Source organism: Neorhizobium vignae, assembly GCF_000732195.1.
In the GTDB taxonomy this organism is placed as follows: Bacteria; Pseudomonadota; Alphaproteobacteria; order Rhizobiales; family Rhizobiaceae; genus Neorhizobium; species Neorhizobium vignae.
The window spans coordinates 1-18,572 of sequence record NZ_JNNU01000039.1 but is presented as its reverse complement, the minus strand read 5'-3'; the positions used below and the strand labels follow the sequence as shown (position 1 = coordinate 18,572).

The following is an 18,572-nucleotide window of genomic DNA, read 5'->3' as shown; positions in this document are numbered from 1 at the left end:
GCGGGCAAACATGGGGCTGGCAATTCGGGAGCTGCCGCGAGCTCCCAAACCGCGGCTGTGGCCGATTTGTGCCACACTTAATGAGAATGTCAGTCCAGAACTCAATCCTGGGTATTGATGCGCGGAGACTTTCTTGCTCCATTCCCCTCAGGTGATTCCGCGAGGGGGCGGAGATAGCATGAGTTTCTTTGATAAGCCGATTATAAATGCTCCCTACGAGCTGCCGACCAGGCATTGGGAACTCGATCTGAATGGTCATCCTACTGATCAAATAATTGAGCAGCGTCGTGGGTCGGCGCTTTGGACGGCGCTTCCGGGAGCGGCGTCGTCGACTACGAAATCTGCACAGTCGAGCCTTATCTTCAACGATGACCTGTCGACTGACGCGACCGAGTTCAATCCGTCGCCGATGATCAATCAGTTGCGGCAGGAACTGGATACCTGGCGCGCACTGAAGAATCCCTCGCAGTGGAAGGTGACACCGGTCACCCAACGGCTATTGCAGCACTGGCGCTCCCTACAGCTGGATGATACCCAGATTATACGTCCTTTCTTCTGTCAGCTCGAAGCCGTCGAGGCTGCCATTTGGCTCTCTGAAGTAGCTCCAGAGATGGGCGCGCGTGGACGCCGATTCTTGAATTGGATATCCACTGCCAACAATTTTGCCCTGCAGGCTGAGGGTGAAGCTCCATCCGATTCCGCGCCGGACCTGATGCGTATTGCGTTCAAGCTAGCGACCGGCGCCGGAAAGACGACAGTAATGGCCATGCTGATTGCTTGGCAGGCGTTGAATGCGGTGCGTTCGCCAACCAGCAAACGTTTCTCGAAAGCCTTTCTGATCGTGACACCCGGCATCACGATTAGGGACCGCCTGCGAGTGCTGATGCCGAACGACGAGCATGGCTATTATGACCAGCTGAACCTTGTGCCGCGTGATCTGCTGCCTGACCTTCAGCGGGCGGACATCGTCATAACGAACTTCCATAAGTTCAAGCTGCAGGACGGATTTGACGCTGCGAGTGGAACCCGCCAAGTGCTCCAAGGCCACGGAGACACCCTACAGACACTGGAAACCGAAGGAGAGATGATCCGACGGGTGATGGGCGACCTTATGGGTCATAAGAACGTCGTCGTGATCAATGATGAGGCGCATCACTGCTACCGGGCTCGTCCGGTCGCAGAGGCGATCAAGCTTATAGGTGAAGAGCGTAAGGAAGCGGAGGAGAACGCAGAGGCCGCACATCTCTGGATGTCTGGACTCGAAGCGCTTAAGCGGCAATTGGGGGTGCGGGCGGTTTACGACCTGTCGGCCACGCCATTCTTTCTCAGTGGCTCAAATTGGCCAGAGGGCACATTGTTTCCCTGGGTCGTAACGGACTTTTCGTTGATGGATGCCATCGAGTGCGGGATCGTGAAACTGCCGCGCGTGCCGATTGCTGACAACCGGGCGGATGGTCAGCAGGTGATGTATCGGAACCTATGGCCACAGATACGCCAACGCATGCCGGACAAGCGTAAAAAAGGTGAGGGCAAGCCGGATCCGCACAAGCTGCCGATCGAGCTTAAGGTCGCGCTCGATGCTCTCTACGGACATTACGAGAAAACCTTCCGCCTCTGGGAGCAGAACCAGGTCGGAATACCGCCCGTTTTCATCGTGGTCTGCAACAACACGACCAATTCGGAAATGGTCCGCGACTACATTGCGGGCTACACCTACACAGACGAGCAAGATCAGGAGCGCGTCCGCCAGGGCGAGCTGGAGCTCTTCCGGAACTTTGACGACCACGATCAGCGGCTCGAGAAGCCCCGAACAATCCTGATTGACTCGGCGGCGCTTGAAAGCGGCGGGGAGATCGACAAGGGGTTCCGTGATGCCCACGCGACCGAGATCGAAGCATTCAAGCGAGAACGTCTACGTAGAGATCCCGGCGCCGGCGAGCTTAGCGAGGCGGAAATCCTGCGCGAGGTGATGAACACCGTCGGCCGCAAGGGCCGCCTTGGGGAGCAGATCCGCTGCGTTGTCTCAGTCTCGATGCTGACGGAAGGGTGGGACGCGAACAACGTCACGCACATCATGGGATTGCGTGCGTTCGGCTCAAGATTGATCTGCGAGCAGGTGATTGGCCGTGCACTTCGGCGCATGTCATATCAGCTCGACCCCGATACCGGCCTGTTCCGCACCGAATATGCCGACATTATGGGTATAGACGGACTGAACTTCTCGGACCAGGCGCGCCCCGCGCCTCCGCAGCCCCCACGGCAGGTCGTGCACGTTCATGCGATGAGTCCCGAGCGCGACCACCTCGAAATATCCTTCCCACGGGTCGAGGGTTTCCGCACGGACTTCCCCCGAGAGCGCATCGACGTCGACTTGTCGCGAATGGAGCCTTATGTGCTCACGCCCGACAAGGTTGGTGCCACAGTGGTTCAAATGTCCGGTATCGTCGGTGAGCAACACCAAATCGGTCTCACACATCTGGACGATAAGCGCCTATCAACTATCGCTTTCGATATCGCCAGCTACTGGGTCTCGGAGAACTCCGCGACCCGAATGGCGCACCAAAAACCCATTTGTTCCCGCACGCGAAGCGCATCGTGCTGCAGTGGCTTAATTCGGATCGATTTGTCTGCAAGGGGGATACACGGCCTGCGCAGTTGCGCTACCGCCAGCTCGCTGACGAAGTTTGTGACCTGCTGATGGGCGTGTTGATCGACCAGCCTGGTGGCGAGCCGATCATCCGTGCCGTGCTTGATCCCTATGCACCTGAGGGCTCAACTGCTTCCGTCAATTTCAACACTTCGAGCGCCAACCGGCACTGGCCAAACCCTGAACGCAGCCACATCAACTGGATCGTCACCGACCAGGACTGGGAAAACAAGCTCGCCGAACTCCTGGACGTCCACCCAGAGGTCGAAGCATACGCCAAGAACCACAACCTGCATTTCGAGGTGCCATACTCAAAGGAAGGGGAGCCGCACCGCTATCATCCCGACTATCTGGTGCGCGTGAAAGTGCCTGAAGGGGAGCCGCCGCTCACCCTGGTCCTGGAGGTAAAGGGCTTCCGCGGCCATGATGCGATGCTCAAGGCTGAGACAATAAAAAACAAGTGGATCCCGGCTGTGAACCGGCTTGGCGCTTACGGGCGATGGGGATTTGAGGAGTTGCGCAGCGTTTACGATTTTGGTTTGGAACTCGATAGGGTGATTGCGGAACTACGCGGAACTGTGTCGGCATGATTCCGGAGCACTTGGCAGAGAAGAACCTGTTCATCGCTCTCTGCGAGCGCCTGCGATGGTGGCTTTGGTTCGATGCCCCGCGACAGCGACTGATCGCGGTTCACGGCGGGCTGACGCCAGACGACGTGCGTGAGATAGCGGGATATTACCGCTTCGCTCGCAATCTGCACAATGACGGCATCGATGAACTCATCGAGAGCCTGTCGCTTGCCGCGAACCAAGATTTTCCGACACTGGAGGCGCGTGCGAAACAGCTTGCCGGCATTATAGATGGCCATCATACGCAGCACACGACGCGTTTTCGCCTGATGTCGGGGACTACCAAGCTCTTCTGGTTCGTTCGCCCCGAGGGGTGGACACCTTGTGATCGCTTGGCGAGAGCAGGGCTCGGAACCGGAGGCCAAGGCCCGATCGATCAGATGACGCGCTTCTATCGACGCCTGGATGAGATTGATTTGGTTGAACATGCCGCAGCGTTGGATCACTTTATCGCGGACCACGGCCTGCCATCCTTGTCGGGAACGCGTGTGCTTGACGTTCTTTTGATGATGCTGGGGGATACTCCTTCGTTGGGGGAGAGGCGCGAATTGGCGATGGCTTTTGCCAATAGCCTGCCCGATGCCTTGCAGCAGTCCCTGATTTCTTTGGGAGAGCAATTGGCGGAAGCCGCGGATGGCGGCCTGGGCATCAAGGTTTCAACATGACCGATGTCACCTTCGGACGCCTAATGGATCTGATCCCGCGTGAAGCCTGGCCGCATGAGGCGCTATCTTTCACGCCATGGCTGGCTGAGAACATAGACCAATTGTCGGAAGCAGTCGGCATCCCCCTCGATATTACCGGAACCGAAATCGCCGTAGACACTTTCGCAGCCGATATCCTGGCGCGAAACCCGAGCGACGGCACCGTGGTGCTGATCGAGAACCAGCTTGATCAGACGGACCACACGCATCTCGGTCAAATCATGACTTACCTTTCGGGCCTGGAAGCACACACGGTCATCTGGATCGCGCCGAAGTTCCGCGAGCCGCACCTTTCTGCGATCCGCTGGCTCAATAAGCACACGGCCGACGACTTTGCTTTTTTCGCAGTGCGTCTGCGTGTTGTCCGCATTGGAGACAGTCCTTTTGCTCCGATTTTTGAGGTGCTGGAAAAGCCGAACCACTGGGACCGAAAGCTGAAGGAGGCGGCGAGACCTGCTGTTTCGAATGATGCCGAGTCGCTGCTCAGAGCCGAATTCTGGAACCAATACGCCGAACGTTACCCGGAGATTGCTGCCGTAAAGCCGAAGTCCGGTTGGAACTATTGGGTGCCGGTGGCTGGCGGTCGATTGCTTTTCTCCGCTTACATCGCCCGCAAGGATTGCGGCGTCTATGTTCGCCCTCCCTGGTCCGGGGACAGAGAAGCGGTCGCCACGTTGCTCATGCCGCTTCGCGACGAGCTAGAGCGCGATCTGGACGCCGCGTTTAATGGTGGGAAAGATCATTTCCTGGTCAGGAAACGCGCGCCAGGCTTCGGCATGAGAGAAGATTGGCCGGCCTTGGTTGATTGGTTCGAGGAAGAAAGGCGTCGCTACACGGCCGCGCTGCAAGCAAGATTGGGAGAGCCGACCGATGGCGAATGAAAACAAGACGCCGGTGGACATCATCACGCATGGCGAGACACGCGCCAACATTCCTCCGGCTGAACTCGAGCCCGTGCTGACCGACGACGACAAGAAGCCAATTCGCACGGCGTGGGAAAGGCGCAACCGCGATCTCGACCCGCAGCTCGTCTGGCGTGGCAAGGACCCGGATCAGGCCGATCTGACGGTCGACGCGCCGCCTATCTTTCTGCAGGAGCAGGTCCACCCCAAGGCGCTTATAGACGACCTAAGGAATGGCCGCGGAAAGGCTGAGGACTTGTTTGGGCATTTCGGCCTTACGGAGGAGGACCGCGAGGCGGAGATCGAGTTCTACCGTCACACGCGAAAGTGGTCGAATAGGATGATCCTGGGCGATGGGCTACAAGTCATGGCTTCGCTCGCCGAGCGCGAAGGGCTGAAGGGCCAAGTGCAGGCTATCTATATCGACCCGCCCTACGGCATCAGATTCAATTCCAACTTCCAGTGGTCTACCACGTCACGCGACGTTAAGGATGGAAAGCTTGAGCACCTGACGCGTGAGCCAGAACAGGTGAAGGCTTTCCGCGATACTTGGCGAGACGGTATCCACTCCTATCTTGCATACCTTCGCGACCGGCTCACGGTTGCACGTGAGCTGTTGACAGAGAGCGGAAGCTGCTTTGTGCAGATTGGTGACGAAAACGTGCACCGTGTCCGCGCACTGATGGATGAAATCTTCGGAGAGAAGAACTTCCTCTCCCTGATCACCTTCACAAAAACCACTGGCCATGCGGCCTCAACTCTCCCCAATGTGACCGACTATCTCATATGGTTCGGCAGAGACGCTACGAAGGTCAAGTTTCGTCAGCCCTATCGGACTAAAGAGGTTGGTGGCGAAGGGGCTGCTGAATATACTTTGTTGAGAAGTGACGACGGGCTCCTTAGGAATTTGGACAAGGCTGAAAAGGCTGGCACAAGGAAGCTGTCCGAGGGCGGACGCGTCTTTCGCCTCGACAATTTGAGGTCTCAAGGAGCGACTACAGAGGGGTCTAAACCATTTGCTCATGATGGGGTTGTCTATCCCTGCGGTAATAACCAACACTGGAAGACGTCAATACCGGGACTTCGCCGATTAGTCAGCGCTGGTAGACTGTATGGACGCGGAGCAGGCAAGACTCTAACCTATCTAAGGGGAATCGAAGATTTCGCTGCCTTTCCCTATGCTAACGTGTGGGGGGATGCCAGTTCCGGAGATAATCAGACGCTGCAGAAGGTCTACGTCGTTCAGACCCTCCCGAAAGTAATTGAGCGCTGTATTCTTATGACGACCGACCCTGGCGACTTGGTGCTTGATCCGACATGTGGATCTGGCACTACTGCCTATGTTGCAGAGCAATGGGGTCGACGCTGGATAACCATTGACACGTCCAGGGTTGCGCTAGCTCTCACCAGAGCTCGAATTATGGGTGCCAAGTATCCTTGGTATATCCTCGCCGATAGTCCTGAAGGCCAGAAAAAGACCGCTGAGATAACGCGCTCGACACCGGCGATGGGAGCTACCTACGGTGATGTGCGCCATGGCTTCGTATACGAACGTGTGCCGCATATCACACTGAAATCGATTGCTAACAATACCGAAATTGACGTTATTTGGGATAAGATGCAGCCAGCAGTGGAAGACGCGCGAGCTGCGCTGAACGCTGCGCTCGTGGGTCACAACAGCCCGTTCAAGATCGAGACCGGCGGTCGTGCCGGCAAGTCCATCGCCTTCACCGCTTCTGGTCAGGTGACACTACCCTCCGGTGAGGAGGCGCCTGCAAACGGGCTTATGGAGTGGGAAATTCCGCGCGAAGCGCCTGACAGCTGGCCGCAGGCAGCCAAAAAGGCGCTCGAAAACTTCTGGATGGCAAGAATCGCACGTCAGAGGGAGATAGACGCCTCAATCGCTGCTAAAGCCGAGTTCGAGAATCTTTATGATAAGCCCTATGTAGATAATAAGCGCATTCGCATTGCGGGTCCCTTCACAGTAGAGAGCCTCTCGCCTCATGCGATCTCTCCAGTGGACGAGTATGGCGAACTGATTGATGAGGTGAATGCTGCGGATGGCCTGCGCACCCGCGAAGAGCGCGAGGCTGAAAACTTCCGCAAAGCCATTATGGAGAACCTGGCGAAGGCGGGTGTGCATCAGTCCGGCAAGGCCGATGCGATCCGCTTCGACACGCTGGCACCCTGGCCCGGCGAATGGATCGGCGCCGAAGGTCGCTATATGGAGGGAGATGTCGAGCGTAGGGCAGCTATTTTTATTGGCCCGGAATACGGCACCGTGAGCCGTCCCGATCTGGTCGCCTGCGCCCGCGAGGCAGCTGATGCCGGCTTCGACATCGTGATCGCCTGCGCCTTCAACTTCGAGGCCCATGCGCAGGAGCTGCACAAGCTGGGCCGCGTTCCGATCCTCCATGCGCGCATGAACGCCGACTTGCACATGGCGGGCGACCTCAAGGCAGGCGGCGGCAACCTTTTCGTTGTCTTTGGCGAGCCGGAGATCGAACTGCAGAAGGATGGCGATCGCTACCGCGTCGAACTCAAGGGGGTCGACATCTTCAAGCCAGCGACCGGTGAGGTGGTGAGCTCCGAACCTGACGACATCGCTTGCTGGTTCATCGATACCGATTATTCCGGTGAGAGCTTCTTCGTGCGTCAGGCATATTTTCCCGGCGCCGACGTGCCCTACAAGGCTCTGCGGTCAACGCTGAAGGCCGAGATCGACGAGGAGGCCTGGGACAGCCTCAAGCGCACTGTGTCACGTCCATTCGCCAGGCCTAAAAGCGGGCGTATTGCGGTCAAGGTCATCAATCACCTCGGCGACGAGGTGATGAAGGTGCTGGGGGTATGAGACAATGCTGCGCAAAGACTTCATCCACGGATTTGCTGCAGGGGATTGGGAGAGCGCAAAAGCAGAAGCGAAAGAGATCATGATTTCTCGTGCGCGAGTTCGAGGCATGATCCCCTACTCGGAGCTCGCCAATAACATCAGAAGCATTCGTCTCGGTGCCCACGACCAGCGCTTTTTCCATTTCCTCGGTGAGATATCGCAAGAAGAGGATGCCGCTGGCCGTGGATTGCTAACCGTTCTTGTCGTTCATCGCTCCGGCGACATGCAGCCGGGCCCAGGATTTTATGAGTTGGCGAAGCTCTTGGGGCGCGACACAACAGACCTTTTGAGATGCTGGATTGAAGAGCTCCATCGAGTCCACGCTGTGTGGGGGAAGTAACTTGATCTGTAATCTCAGCGGGAAAAGTAGGATCACATACTGTTGCAGCTCCAGATTTAAAACGGGCTATATGGATCACGCTCTTATCGTGGTGTTGGCTCCATGACTGTCCTCATCGCCACTAGCTTCACCAAGGCGCTCGACAAACTGACCGGACAGGAGCAGGCGGCGGTAAAAGTCGCTGCTTTCGACATCCAGCAGAATCCGGAGAGCCCGGGTCTGTCGCTTCATCGGATTGACCGCTGCCAGGATCCTGACTTTTGGTCCGCTCGCGTCAACAAGGACATTCGCATCGTCCTTCACAAACGCGCAGGCAATACACTCCTCGCCTATGTCGACCATCACGATGATGCCTATGCTTGGGCTCAGCGCCGGCGTGTCGATGAGCATCCGACCACTGGGGCGGCACAGATCGTCGAGGTGCGTGAGACCATCGAAGAAATCGTCATTCGGCGATATGTCGAAGAAGCAGTTGGAAAACCGAAGATATTCGCTGAGGTCGCTGACCAAACACTGCTGACTTGGGGCGTGCCGCAGGACTGGTTGAACACGGTAAGACAAGCGACCGAAGACACCGTGCTTGATATCGCTGGTCACCTGCCGGACGAAGCGCAGGAGGCACTGCTCGCTGCAGCCGTGGGTGAGGTCCCGACCATCCGAATTGCCACTGGCGACCAGACGGGTTACGCGCACCCCGATGCTCGCAGGCGCTTCATAGTCGTGGGCGACGAGGCGGAGCTTGCCGCAGCGCTCGATGCCCCTTGGGACGATTGGGCGATCTTTCTCCATCCCGCCCAACGCGAGTTTGTTGAGCGCAACTTCAACGGACCTGCGCGAGTCATTGGTTCTGCAGGCACCGGCAAGACAGTTGTAGCTCTCCATCGGGCGGTGAGATTGGCCGGAGAAGACACCACCCACCGTATTCTACTGACGACTTTCTCTCCACAGCTCGCGGAAGGGCTTGCTAAGAAGCTGGGCCGCTTGACTGCCAAACATCCCGAAATCGCCTCGCGCGTTACCGTTGGCACCCTTTCTGATATTGCGCAGACGCTGGCCGCTGAGCGCCTGGGAGACGTAACGATCGCCTCCGATACTGAAGTGGATGGGCTCCTGAAGCACGCGGCTGCGGTAGAGAATACGGATATCGGGCCAAGCTTTCTTGCCGACGAGTGGCGCCTCATCGTCGATGCCTGGGGCGTTCGTGATGCGGACACCTATCGTGATCTGCCGCGATTGGGCAGGAAGGTGCGAATGGCAACGTCGCGACGCGACGAGTTATGGCAGGTATTTGCCAGAGTGCGCGCAGCTCTCAATGAACGCGGAGTGGAAACCGAAGCCGGCCTCATGCACCGGCTGGCGCGAGAGCTGGGGGAAGCTCCGTTCACGCACATAGTCGTGGACGAAGCGCAGGATATCTCTGTTCCTGAACTCCACCTAATTGCGGCCATCTCAGGCGGGCGGCCCAATGGCCTATTCTTCGCGGGAGATATCGGTCAACGCATCTTCCGCTCGCCCTTTCCCTGGAAGGCTGCAGGCGTGGACATCCAGGGGCGTTCCCGTAGCCTCAAGGTGAACTACCGGACCTCACACCAGATCCGCTCGAAGTCGGACCTGCTCTTGCCACCCCGCCTGCTAGAAGCAGACGGTGGCGAAGATAGCAGGTTGGGTGTCTCTTCCGTGTTTCACGGCCCCCCACCGGACCTGCATCTGTTCAACGCGCCTGATGAGGAAATTACTGCTGTCGTGAGCTGGATCAATGAGGGGCTGCAGCAAGGAATTGCTCCGGAAACGATCGTCCTTCTCGTGCGATCCGAAGCCGAGCTAGCGCGCGCTCACGCGGCCGTAGCCGCGTCCGGCAACAACAACATCCGGGTTATGCTCATGCATGATGCAAAGGGTCAGGAGTTCCGCGCCGTTGCGGTCATGGCTTGCGACGCAGACGTGCTGCCGAGTGAGCGGAGATTGCTTGAGGCGAGTGATGAGCGAGCTTTGAAGGAGATCTACGACACTGAGCGCCACTTGCTCTACGTAGCAGCCACTCGGGCGCGCGAACGCTTATGGATTTCTGCGAGCGGCACGGCATCGGAATTTCTCGATGATCTGATCGATTAACAGGGCATACCGTCATGCTGCGTCCAGTTTGAATCTCGCGCCCGCCTCGTTGAAGAAGCGGGAGTTCAGATCGAGGACCGCAGCAGACTTCTTGTTGCCTGTGAGCGAATGATTCCCGTAATCATCCAGACATCCTACGCATAAGTTAAGCCACAATCTGAACTCGCCCACGTCGAACTTCAAGGTTAATACTGAATAGCGCGTTATGGTTGCGACCTCCAATCAGTCGGTCGTTGACTTTGCACTCGTGGACAACCGCAAGGACCGGCCCATTAGGCACCTGATCTTCGCGCCAAAACCCGTGCTCGAATACGCCGTCGTTCACGAGATGTGCCATCTGAAGCACCGCAACCACGAGCCGGAGTTTTGGGACCTCGTGGGGCGCGTGCTGCCGGACTGGCAGGAGCGCAAGACCTGGCTCGACAAGAACGAGCACATGCTGGGGTGGGAGAAGGTGGAGCCGTTAGTCTAGCGAGCGGTAAGCGTTCTTTGACTCGAGAACGCTTACTGGCTGGCTCGGTGCTCGTGGACGTTGCTTCGCAGCTCTCAACGTGCCAAACGCGCAGGTGAGTCTCCCTGGCACCGGGATTGCGAGTCGCCTAGTGTCCGGCCAAGACTTCACAACCCCGAACTAGGGCTGCAGCTTCCGTCCGGAACGCAGGGCTCCTGGCTTCGGGAAAGATGACTAAGTCGAGATCCTTCAATCCTCCACCTGGCGACGCCTTTACCTTGATAGGGAAACCCTGCATCCACGAGCGCGCAACATCTTCCGCACGGCCGGTGACGTCGACACTGATGGTCATGAGATGGGTAACGCGCGAAGCGCTTAGCTTGGTGCGAAGCTCCGGGAAAGACCCCGTCTGAGAAACAAGCTTTGCATCCGCAACGACATCATGAGTATCGGCGACTGAAGGCCAGGGGTCGAGATCATCGGCAGTGTCGATCGACATGACCTGACGACCGCCGTCGAAACAGGTCAGCCAAATGCGCGGCGTGCGCATGAATTCAACGACCTTGGGAAGCGAGGCGTCGAGTTCCGGTCGCTCAACGAGGCTATCGATACGTCCACTTCTGGTGGCCGTCTGACGTTCCATATCATGGCAGCGATGGCGGAATTTGAGCGTGCTATCATCAGCGAGCGAACGAAAGCTGGTATGTCGGCAGCCCGATCGAGGGGCAGCTTTATAGGTCGCCCTCCTGCGCTCACGGCGCACCAGATCCTCGAGGCTCGCGACGCCCTGGCAACCGACAAGGTATCGCTCGACGTGCTCGCCGAGCGATACAAGGTGCATCCTCGCACTCTCGTGCGCGGGATGAAGCAGAGCTTGCTATTCCCTTTCGATCCCGGCGTTTAAAGCAACCCGTGGCGACCAGCGGTGTGCAATTGCCTGGACACGTATCCTGGGCTTGGACTGCTTGGCCATGGGCTGATCGATCCGTCCGAGCATCTCGAAGAAATCGAGCTCCTGCTGACGACACTTCTCGACCAATTCAGCCAAGCGCTGCTTGAGTTCAGTGCTGAGCATTACTCAGCCTCCCGTTAGAGGCGAGATCAGGACGGCGCATGCCGTCAATGAGAGTGCCGCAGTCAAGAACTTCACTGACCCAAAAGCCACTAGGTCGGGTATTTCCGATGCTGTGCGCGTCGAGCACGCGATTGACGAGCCGGGCGACATCGCCGTAAGTGCGTTCTGAGCGGAACCAGGTGCCAGCCTCGTGGCCGCAAAGACGCCGAAGATCCTGGTCATAGTAGCGGGGAAACTTCTCATCATCAGCAGCCAAGGTTTCGCACAGTTCACGTAATCCGATGGCGGAACCATCACCGGCGCGGGAGCCATCCGCGTCATTGTAGGTGACGAGGCGCTCGAACCTATTCCGGAAGAACCGGCGCAGATCCGACATATCATTCTTCATCGTTATTTCCTTATGGTTGCGGGTCATCGTTCACGCCGCCGGAAGGCGGCGTGGTATCGTCTTTCTTGATTGTTGGGACGAGGGTTCTCCGTTTCCCGGGATAGCTTGTAGAAGCTACCTTTTAGGAGGAGGAAGCCGGAGGATGTAATCGCTCCCTATGTTTATACTTCTCTTTAAGAAGGTATACATATAGGGAGCGATTACATTTGGGTGTCACGAGTTAACTCACCCGGCTTCCGGACACATCAGATCCTCCTGGGCAGAAAGCTTACTTGCCCGCCAATTGGCGACGTTGTTGGCCACCCGGCGCTTGTCGGCCTCCCATAGCGGTGATGAGTGACCGGTCAACCGAGCAGTAATGTCCATGGCCTTCCGCCCGAACAATGAGCACTTATCCACCAGCGGACAATTGGAGCAATGAGATCCCTCAGCATTGATGCTCTCGGCAATTCCAAAGCAACTCGGAAGCTGCTGAGATGGCGCGAGCTTGACTAACGGGGCCTCCGGCCAGTCGCCATGCGAAAGACTCGACTGCGCGCGGTTTCTTACCTCTTCACGATCGTCCGGCGCGACCTGTTCGAGTGCCGAAGCAAGGTCCAGATGTCGCTTAGCCACATACGCGCTCCGCAATCTGATCTGCCATTCTGCGGCTGGAAAACGGCATCTCGGAGAGCATGATCTCCCGAAACTGCACCTGGGCGGGCAAGCCAAGATCATTCTCCAGACGATACTGGGGGATCTCACCGGCACTCCTGACCAAAGCAGCGGCGCGATCCGCATAGAACCGATCAAAGCTATCGAGCCAAGCGTCCCGGTTCTTGATCGAAGGATGAAGCTGGCTTGGCAACATCGTCCAACGGCGCTTGCGGCGCGAAGAGAAATCGAAGCAGAACTCGATATACGCGTCGTAAGGCAGGAAGAAGTCGTCGGCCCGTTGGCGCGCCCTCCAAAGAATAGTGAACCACTTCGCTGGCTCATTGGGAACTCCTTCCCTTGTGCCGTTCACGGTATCCGCCTTTCCCACATCCTCGTGGCGGCGGATATGAGCACGCAACTTTTCCATGTAGATCTCGCCGAATCGCAGGGTCAGCGAAAGAGGAGAGGTGAACCGATAGTCAAACCACCTGTTCATCATCAACACGCTCTCCGCCTTCCAGTTCTTCGGATGCAGAAGCATCCGCATACGAACAATCTCATCCAGGCGCTGGGCCAAGATCATTCCATCACGTGCCATAGAAAGCTCCTTGGACGCCGCACGATACGGCTCCTTTTAATTGTGCGGAAGCCGCACATCGCCGCTTGAGTCCGTTATAGCGTCAACAGCCCTGAGATGACGCAAGTCGTGAGCGAGCGACGATTGGACTGTTGCTGAAGCGATCGTCAATGCGCTCTTGCCTTGTTTACTTTATAGCTCGAACCCTCTGAGATGCAGACGATTGTCTCGTCGTGCCTTAACCCTCGAGGTTCATCCCAGGCGAGCTAATATAGCTGGCGATGCTGGAAGGTGTAATGCTTCTTCACTGAGTTCGCCTACGCGCGCCGGTATCGACTTCAACGACATGGGAGGATCCGTCCCCGGACGTCGGTGGACGCAAAACCCATCCCCATCGAGCTCGTTGACGGCTTCTAGGACTTCGCGTCCCGGCAGGTCATTGCCGAATGAGAGTGTGAAGCGGCACAGGAGGATTGCGGCACCCAGGAGCAAATGAACAATACGGAGCCGCCGAAATCCATGACGTCCGTCAGGCGGATACAATATGAGAGCTACCTCGGTAGTGCGAGCTCCGTTGTCAGATGCAGCTCTTGGCAGACTAGCTGACTCAGCGAAATTTTCCGTAAAGCATGAGGTCCACCTGTAGTGCCGGAAATGTTTTCGACACTACCACACAAGGCTTCCCTCGCCGGAAATCGCGGCGGACATCCCAGGACGTAAGTCTACCGATGCGAAATTTCGCACCGTCCACTAAACAAAAAGGCGGACGCTGCCGCCCCTGATAATATTAGAATCATCTGAAGTTGACGCCTTGGCAAAAACGATCGAAATCGGCAAGAAGTGCCAATCAAACGTAAAGCTCTGTCAACTTAGCGTGCTGAAATCGGTGATTTCGAGCCGGAAATCAGGCGCCATGTTGTCTTTCTGATCGCCTTCCGCATTCTAAAGTTGGCGCTCTGCAACTCTCTTAAGTTGAAACGCCAACTTTTGGCAACGTCCTTATGCGTGTTCTTTGTGTGGTGAAGCCTCGCCCAGGCGAGCGACAAGATCGTCGGCAAACAGATGAGTGTATCTCTTCAGCATCCGTAGCTCCTTGTGCCCTGAGATACTGCTAACCTCGATCATGTTCAGACCGCGTTCGAACAGGCGGCTGACACCTTCGTGGCGAAGATCATGAAAGCGGAGGTTCTTAATGCCAGCACGTATCAATAGGCGACGCCAGGTTTGCTCCAGGGCACCAGGGCTCATCGGAAATACAGTCGATGCATCGACGTCGCCATCATCCTTCCACTGCGTCAGCGCCTCGAATGCTCGTTGAGAAAGCGGCACCTCTCTCCCTGATCCATTCTTGGTCATCGTCAGCGTGATTACCCGGCGATTGTGCGAGATGTCCGCCCACTTCAGCCCTAGGATTTCTCCACGGCGCATCCCGGTCTCGATCGCAACGATCACCAGTGTTCGAAGGAACGGGATCTTACCAGCATCACAACCATCGAGAAGCCGTTGCTCCTCGTCACCTGTTAGGCGCCGGCTGCGCTCGTTTCGGATCACCGGGCGGCGCACGAGTTTAACGACATTCTTCGCAAGCGGCATTCCCCAATCGCGCGTAGCCACCTCAAGCACGTGGCTGAGGATCGCCATTTCACGCACGGCTGTAGATGGAGCTACGGACTGCAGGCGCTCGTCACGGAACGTCGCAACGTCTTGCTGGCTGAGCCCGATCAGCGTCCGGTGCGATAGTTCGTGACGCCGGAGAACGTCGATACGCTGGTCTTCTTGCACCGCGCCGCGTTTCTGAGGCGTAATCTCCTTTTGATAACGCTCCAGCAGCGCGCCTAGCGTTGTCGTCTCCAGAATCTTGGTGTCCGGCGCCAGGCCAAAGCGATCCACCTGCGTTTCCAGGTCTCGCGCCCACCTCTCCGCTTCGGCTTTGCTGTCGAAGCTCTTTGCGCGGGGTTTCATACCGCGCCGACGGACCTGTGCTTGCCATCTTCCTCTGAGTTTTCTGATTGTAGCCATCTCAATCTCCGTTTGTGATCGAGATGATGCGTAGGATGCCCCGTTGAGGGCGCCAAGGACAATTCCGGCACGCGAGGAGCTGGCAATTAACCGCACTTAAAAGTTGATCTATCAGGCCGTCATCAGACCCTTGTTCCTTCGAAGCCGATGTAGTTTGATGGTCGCGGGTAAGGGTATCGTGTCATGCATCATCGACTTAGAGCTGTGTTCGCGAGCATTTTGCTATCGTCTGCTTGGATCTGCGGCGCGAGCGCAGCCGAGAAGACGTTTGGCCCTTTTACGGTTGACGACGCCAAGCCGGATGTCATCGCGCTCAACGGCGAGATCGACGTCAACTCCGGCCTGGCCTTTCGCCGATCGCTGCAAGCGGCACCAAACGCAAAGCTTGTCACTCTCAACAGCCCAGGCGGCAATGTGCAGATGGGCTTGCTCATCGCCGATGATATCCACCAACGGAAGCTGGCGACCTATATCCCGAAAGACAGCAAGTGCTTCTCAGCATGCTCCTTCGTTTTTCTTGCCGGCAGTGAGCGTAAGGTCGATGGCGCCCTCGGCGTCCACCAAATCTCGTCGGACTCGCCGGACCTGGTCGGCGCGCAGCTCGCAATCTCTGACATCATAGAGGTCCTTAATCGCTTCGGGACACCGATGGACGTGATGCAAGTCATGTTCAAGACGCCCCCTAACGACATGCACGTCTTCAGCCAGGACGAGGTCGAACGGTATAAACTCAACCGAGCAGGCGGAGAGCAGTCATCGTCCCCAACTGTAGTTGACGTGCCAGTGCCGGTCTCTAGTGTAGATACCAAACTGCCATCGCAGGCAGCGCCTGTCGGGACTGAGGTTGCCTCGGCGACGCCGCAGGCCAAACTATCGCCTCTCGAGGAATTCACCCGTAGGCCCAACCGCATCGCAATCTACACCGGCCTGGATCTATTCGGCGACGATATTTCGTCGATCAGAGTAGAGGAGGCAGGCGAATGCGCGAAAAGCTGCCTGGCGATGAACGGCCAATGCAAGGCCTTCACATTTAATTCAAATCCGAAGATCAAGCGTGGGCCGAACTGCTTTTTGAAGTCGAGCGCCGGTCGAGCCGACGGCAACAGCGTTGCATTCTCCGGCCGCTTCCTAAGCGGCGCCGAGGCTGACCCTTCTTCTGTAACGCTCGGGACGATTGATCCGACGACCGCTCTCTACGAGGACATTGATCTCCCTGGTGGAGATCTTTCCCGTCGGCCCGATCCGGCAGCGAAGACGCCGCTCGACTGCAGGCTGGCTTGCATCGACGAGAAGCGCTGTGTGGCCTTCACCTACATCAAACCAAAGAGGGAGTGCTGGCTGAAGGGAGCGATTGGGACTCCGATGTCCGGCAAAGGCATAGTGTCCGGCCTGAAGAAGCTAGAGACGTTTGCGCCGGCTAAAATCATAAGTCTCCAGTAGCTCAGGGCGGTGCGTCCTAGTTAGTAGCGGCTTTTACCAGCTCGCGCTCGACGGTCGCATCTACGACCGTGATATTACTTGCTCGGAACTGATCAACGGCCTCTTGGAATGCCCGCCGCCTTAAGGGGTCGCCGGTGGGTCCCTCAACGGCGAATACAACGTCACGAGGCAGCAACTGCTTCAGTCTGTTGATGGTAAAGAGCCATTTGTTTCCGTGGTCAAGGATACGGGTAGGGTCATCCTGGCCCAGATAGAGCGGCTTCAAAATTTTGACCGGCTTGTCTCCAGCTATTTCGACGAAAGGGAACGTCGCCGAATAGACTCCGTCATTGAAAGTCCGGCGTTTGAAATTTTTGTCGATCGCCCGAAGCCGGAGCATGTTGCGAACGTGCTTTTCTAAGAGCCCCTCGCGATAGACCGAACTCGCAAAATTCCGCCTCACATAATAATCGAATAGCTCATCAAGCTTTGCCTTGGGGCTTTCCGTCATTGCGAAGCGAACATCACTGAATCGGATGATCCCCTCCCGATCCTTCGTCAAGGCATGGAAAAGGTGCTCTGCATTGTCGCTCAGCTCGAACTCAAACCTGCTCTGTCCGTCACCTGAATGTCCGGCGAGATCCTTGATACGCTTGAGCTCCACATAGTAGCTCTTAAGCACGTCGCGAATGGTCGTTCCCTCGACGCTGTCGAAGAAGCTCGTCAGTCTGCTCAGTCGTCTGGTTTCTAACCTGAAGTCCAGATAGCTCACGCGCGGCGCTACGAGCACGATACCGATGTTAGCGAACTCTTCCGTTTCAACATGAGGTTGGAAACGGATTATCGCATAGCTTACAGCATGCTTCTTCATGTTCGTTTCCAAAACGCCGGCACTCTATGTCGCTTGAGTATGTTCTCGACACGATCGAGCGACAGGTTAATATCGATCGTGCAAGCGTCGTCTACATAGTGCCACCGTTCAGGGATGTCACCAAGGATCTGGGGCAGGTCCATCAAGGCCTTCTCAAACCTCGCATTATAATTTTCCTGTAGATCCGCGTGGTCGCAAACCTCGCTCAGGGAACTCCGGAAAATATGACTTTCCAGCTGTGAATGAAGGGTTACTTCTTCGTCGAAAGCTAGATTGTGATCAATGACAAGGAGTCGACGAGCCGTCTCTGACCAGAGAAGATTAGGATTACCGCCAGCGTCAGTTAGCGTCCGGTCACCGTTTTGGATCCACCAATCGAATGCAGCAATATCGCGCTTCAACGCTGCCGGAGCATGCTGGATGTTGACGAACGACATTTCATTGGCATTTTCTACGTTTTCCGAGCCGAAGAGGAACCCAGATCCCAGGTCTCGCAGGGCTCCATTTCGACCTGCTTCATACAGTTCTCGCGGAACAGTGACGATACAAAAGCGCGGCACAGGCAAACCAAGCCGTAGCGCGAGCTGACCCGCGATCCACTCTTTCACCAGCGAATCGTAGCCGGCCCCTTTGCCCTTGATAAAGTAGACCTTCCCGTCCACACCTCTGCAGATGTAGGGCTCGGTAGCGCCCTGCTCCGAGCGTCTAATAAATTCATCGATCTCGACCGGCATCGATTCCACGCGCGACATCCATCTGATCGGCTGTTAGATCATAACGGAAATGGAAGTCCAAGAGCGAGGACGTGCCGAGAGTGTGGCCTCAGCCAATCTCTGCACCAACATCAAAGACCGGAAAAATCAGCAGATCGCGGGGAAAGCGTTAGGGGCCCAGGTTCATAGTGGCGGAGAG

At 56.9% G+C, this 18,572-nt stretch carries 15 protein-coding genes and 1 pseudogene; 9 read left to right on the top strand and 7 right to left on the bottom strand.

Features of this window, described 5'->3' with window-relative positions:
* The first annotated feature begins 178 nt into the window (after nt 1–178).
* The 8 genes and pseudogenes from GQ59_RS29800 (at nt 179) to GQ59_RS31630 (ending at nt 11,579) form a co-directional block, all read left to right on the top strand.
* A pseudogene (locus tag GQ59_RS29800) lies at nt 179–3,237 on the top strand (BPTD_3080 family restriction endonuclease).
* Nucleotides 3,238–3,248: 11 nt separating this feature from the next.
* Nucleotides 3,249–3,941 carry a hypothetical protein gene (locus tag GQ59_RS29795; protein WP_152564520.1) on the top strand — a complete coding sequence of 231 codons (693 nt, stop codon included), beginning with the start codon at nt 3,249–3,251 and terminating at the stop codon, nt 3,939–3,941.
* Entirely contained in the window at nt 3,938–4,861 is a 924-nt protein-coding gene (locus tag GQ59_RS30805; RefSeq protein ID WP_051904284.1) for a hypothetical protein, read from the top strand. Before GQ59_RS29795 ends, GQ59_RS30805 begins: the two co-directional genes overlap by 4 nt.
* A complete protein-coding gene (locus GQ59_RS29785) occupies nt 4,851–7,733 on the top strand; it encodes a site-specific DNA-methyltransferase (RefSeq protein ID WP_037088437.1) in 2,883 nt (960 codons plus the stop codon). The genes GQ59_RS30805 and GQ59_RS29785 overlap by 11 nt, the downstream gene beginning before the upstream one ends.
* 4 nt (nt 7,734–7,737) lie before the next feature.
* A complete protein-coding gene (locus tag GQ59_RS29780; RefSeq protein ID WP_037088436.1) occupies nt 7,738–8,112 on the top strand; it encodes a hypothetical protein in 375 nt (124 codons plus the stop codon).
* A 102-nt stretch (nt 8,113–8,214) separates the two neighbouring features.
* Nucleotides 8,215–10,224: a UvrD-helicase domain-containing protein gene (locus GQ59_RS29775; protein ID WP_037088434.1), complete on the top strand. Its 2,010-nt coding sequence runs from the start codon at nt 8,215–8,217 to the stop codon at nt 10,222–10,224.
* A 205-nt stretch (nt 10,225–10,429) separates the two neighbouring features.
* On the top strand, nt 10,430–10,696 hold the full coding sequence (locus GQ59_RS29770) for a M48 metallopeptidase family protein (protein ID WP_037088433.1): 267 nt from the start codon (nt 10,430–10,432) through the stop codon (nt 10,694–10,696).
* Between the two features lie 454 nt (nt 10,697–11,150).
* Nucleotides 11,151–11,579 (top strand): recombinase family protein, encoded by a 429-nt coding sequence (locus GQ59_RS31630; RefSeq protein WP_084683352.1) that lies wholly within the window; start codon nt 11,151–11,153, stop codon nt 11,577–11,579.
* Here GQ59_RS31630 and GQ59_RS29760 read toward each other — a convergent pair.
* The 5 genes from GQ59_RS29760 to GQ59_RS29745 form a co-directional block, all read right to left on the bottom strand.
* Nucleotides 11,553–11,750 carry a hypothetical protein gene (locus GQ59_RS29760; protein WP_037088429.1) on the bottom strand — a complete coding sequence of 66 codons (198 nt, stop codon included), beginning with the start codon at nt 11,748–11,750 and terminating at the stop codon, nt 11,553–11,555. The genes GQ59_RS31630 and GQ59_RS29760 overlap by 27 nt on opposite strands.
* A complete protein-coding gene (locus GQ59_RS29755; RefSeq protein ID WP_037088428.1) occupies nt 11,737–12,138 on the bottom strand; it encodes a hypothetical protein in 402 nt (133 codons plus the stop codon). Before GQ59_RS29755 ends, GQ59_RS29760 begins: the two co-directional genes overlap by 14 nt.
* Before the next feature lie 225 nt (nt 12,139–12,363).
* Complete coding sequence (locus GQ59_RS32225) at nt 12,364–12,753, bottom strand: hypothetical protein (RefSeq protein ID WP_152564519.1); 390 nt, start codon at nt 12,751–12,753, stop codon at nt 12,364–12,366.
* The gene (locus tag GQ59_RS30800; protein ID WP_051904283.1) at nt 12,746–13,372 is read right to left on the bottom strand and encodes a hypothetical protein; all 627 of its coding nucleotides are present in this window, start codon (nt 13,370–13,372) and stop codon (nt 12,746–12,748) included. Before GQ59_RS30800 ends, GQ59_RS32225 begins: the two co-directional genes overlap by 8 nt.
* Before the next feature lie 978 nt (nt 13,373–14,350).
* Nucleotides 14,351–15,370: a site-specific integrase gene (locus GQ59_RS29745; protein ID WP_037088427.1), complete on the bottom strand. Its 1,020-nt coding sequence runs from the start codon at nt 15,368–15,370 to the stop codon at nt 14,351–14,353.
* A gap of 183 nt (nt 15,371–15,553) precedes the next feature.
* Here GQ59_RS29745 and GQ59_RS29740 point away from each other — a divergent pair, with 183 nt between their 5' ends.
* Nucleotides 15,554–16,810 (top strand): PAN domain-containing protein, encoded by a 1,257-nt coding sequence (locus GQ59_RS29740; RefSeq protein ID WP_244448097.1) that lies wholly within the window; start codon nt 15,554–15,556, stop codon nt 16,808–16,810.
* A 16-nt stretch (nt 16,811–16,826) separates the two neighbouring features.
* Here GQ59_RS29740 and GQ59_RS29735 read toward each other — a convergent pair whose 3' ends face one another.
* Together GQ59_RS29735 and GQ59_RS29730 are read right to left on the bottom strand one after the other, a co-directional pair.
* Nucleotides 16,827–17,660, bottom strand: a complete 834-nt coding sequence (locus GQ59_RS29735; protein ID WP_037088425.1) for a DUF3037 domain-containing protein — start codon at nt 17,658–17,660, stop codon at nt 16,827–16,829.
* Nucleotides 17,657–18,394 (bottom strand): HipA family kinase, encoded by a 738-nt coding sequence (locus GQ59_RS29730; protein ID WP_037088423.1) that lies wholly within the window; start codon nt 18,392–18,394, stop codon nt 17,657–17,659. The genes GQ59_RS29735 and GQ59_RS29730 overlap by 4 nt, the downstream gene beginning before the upstream one ends.
* Nucleotides 18,395–18,572 lie beyond the last annotated feature (178 nt).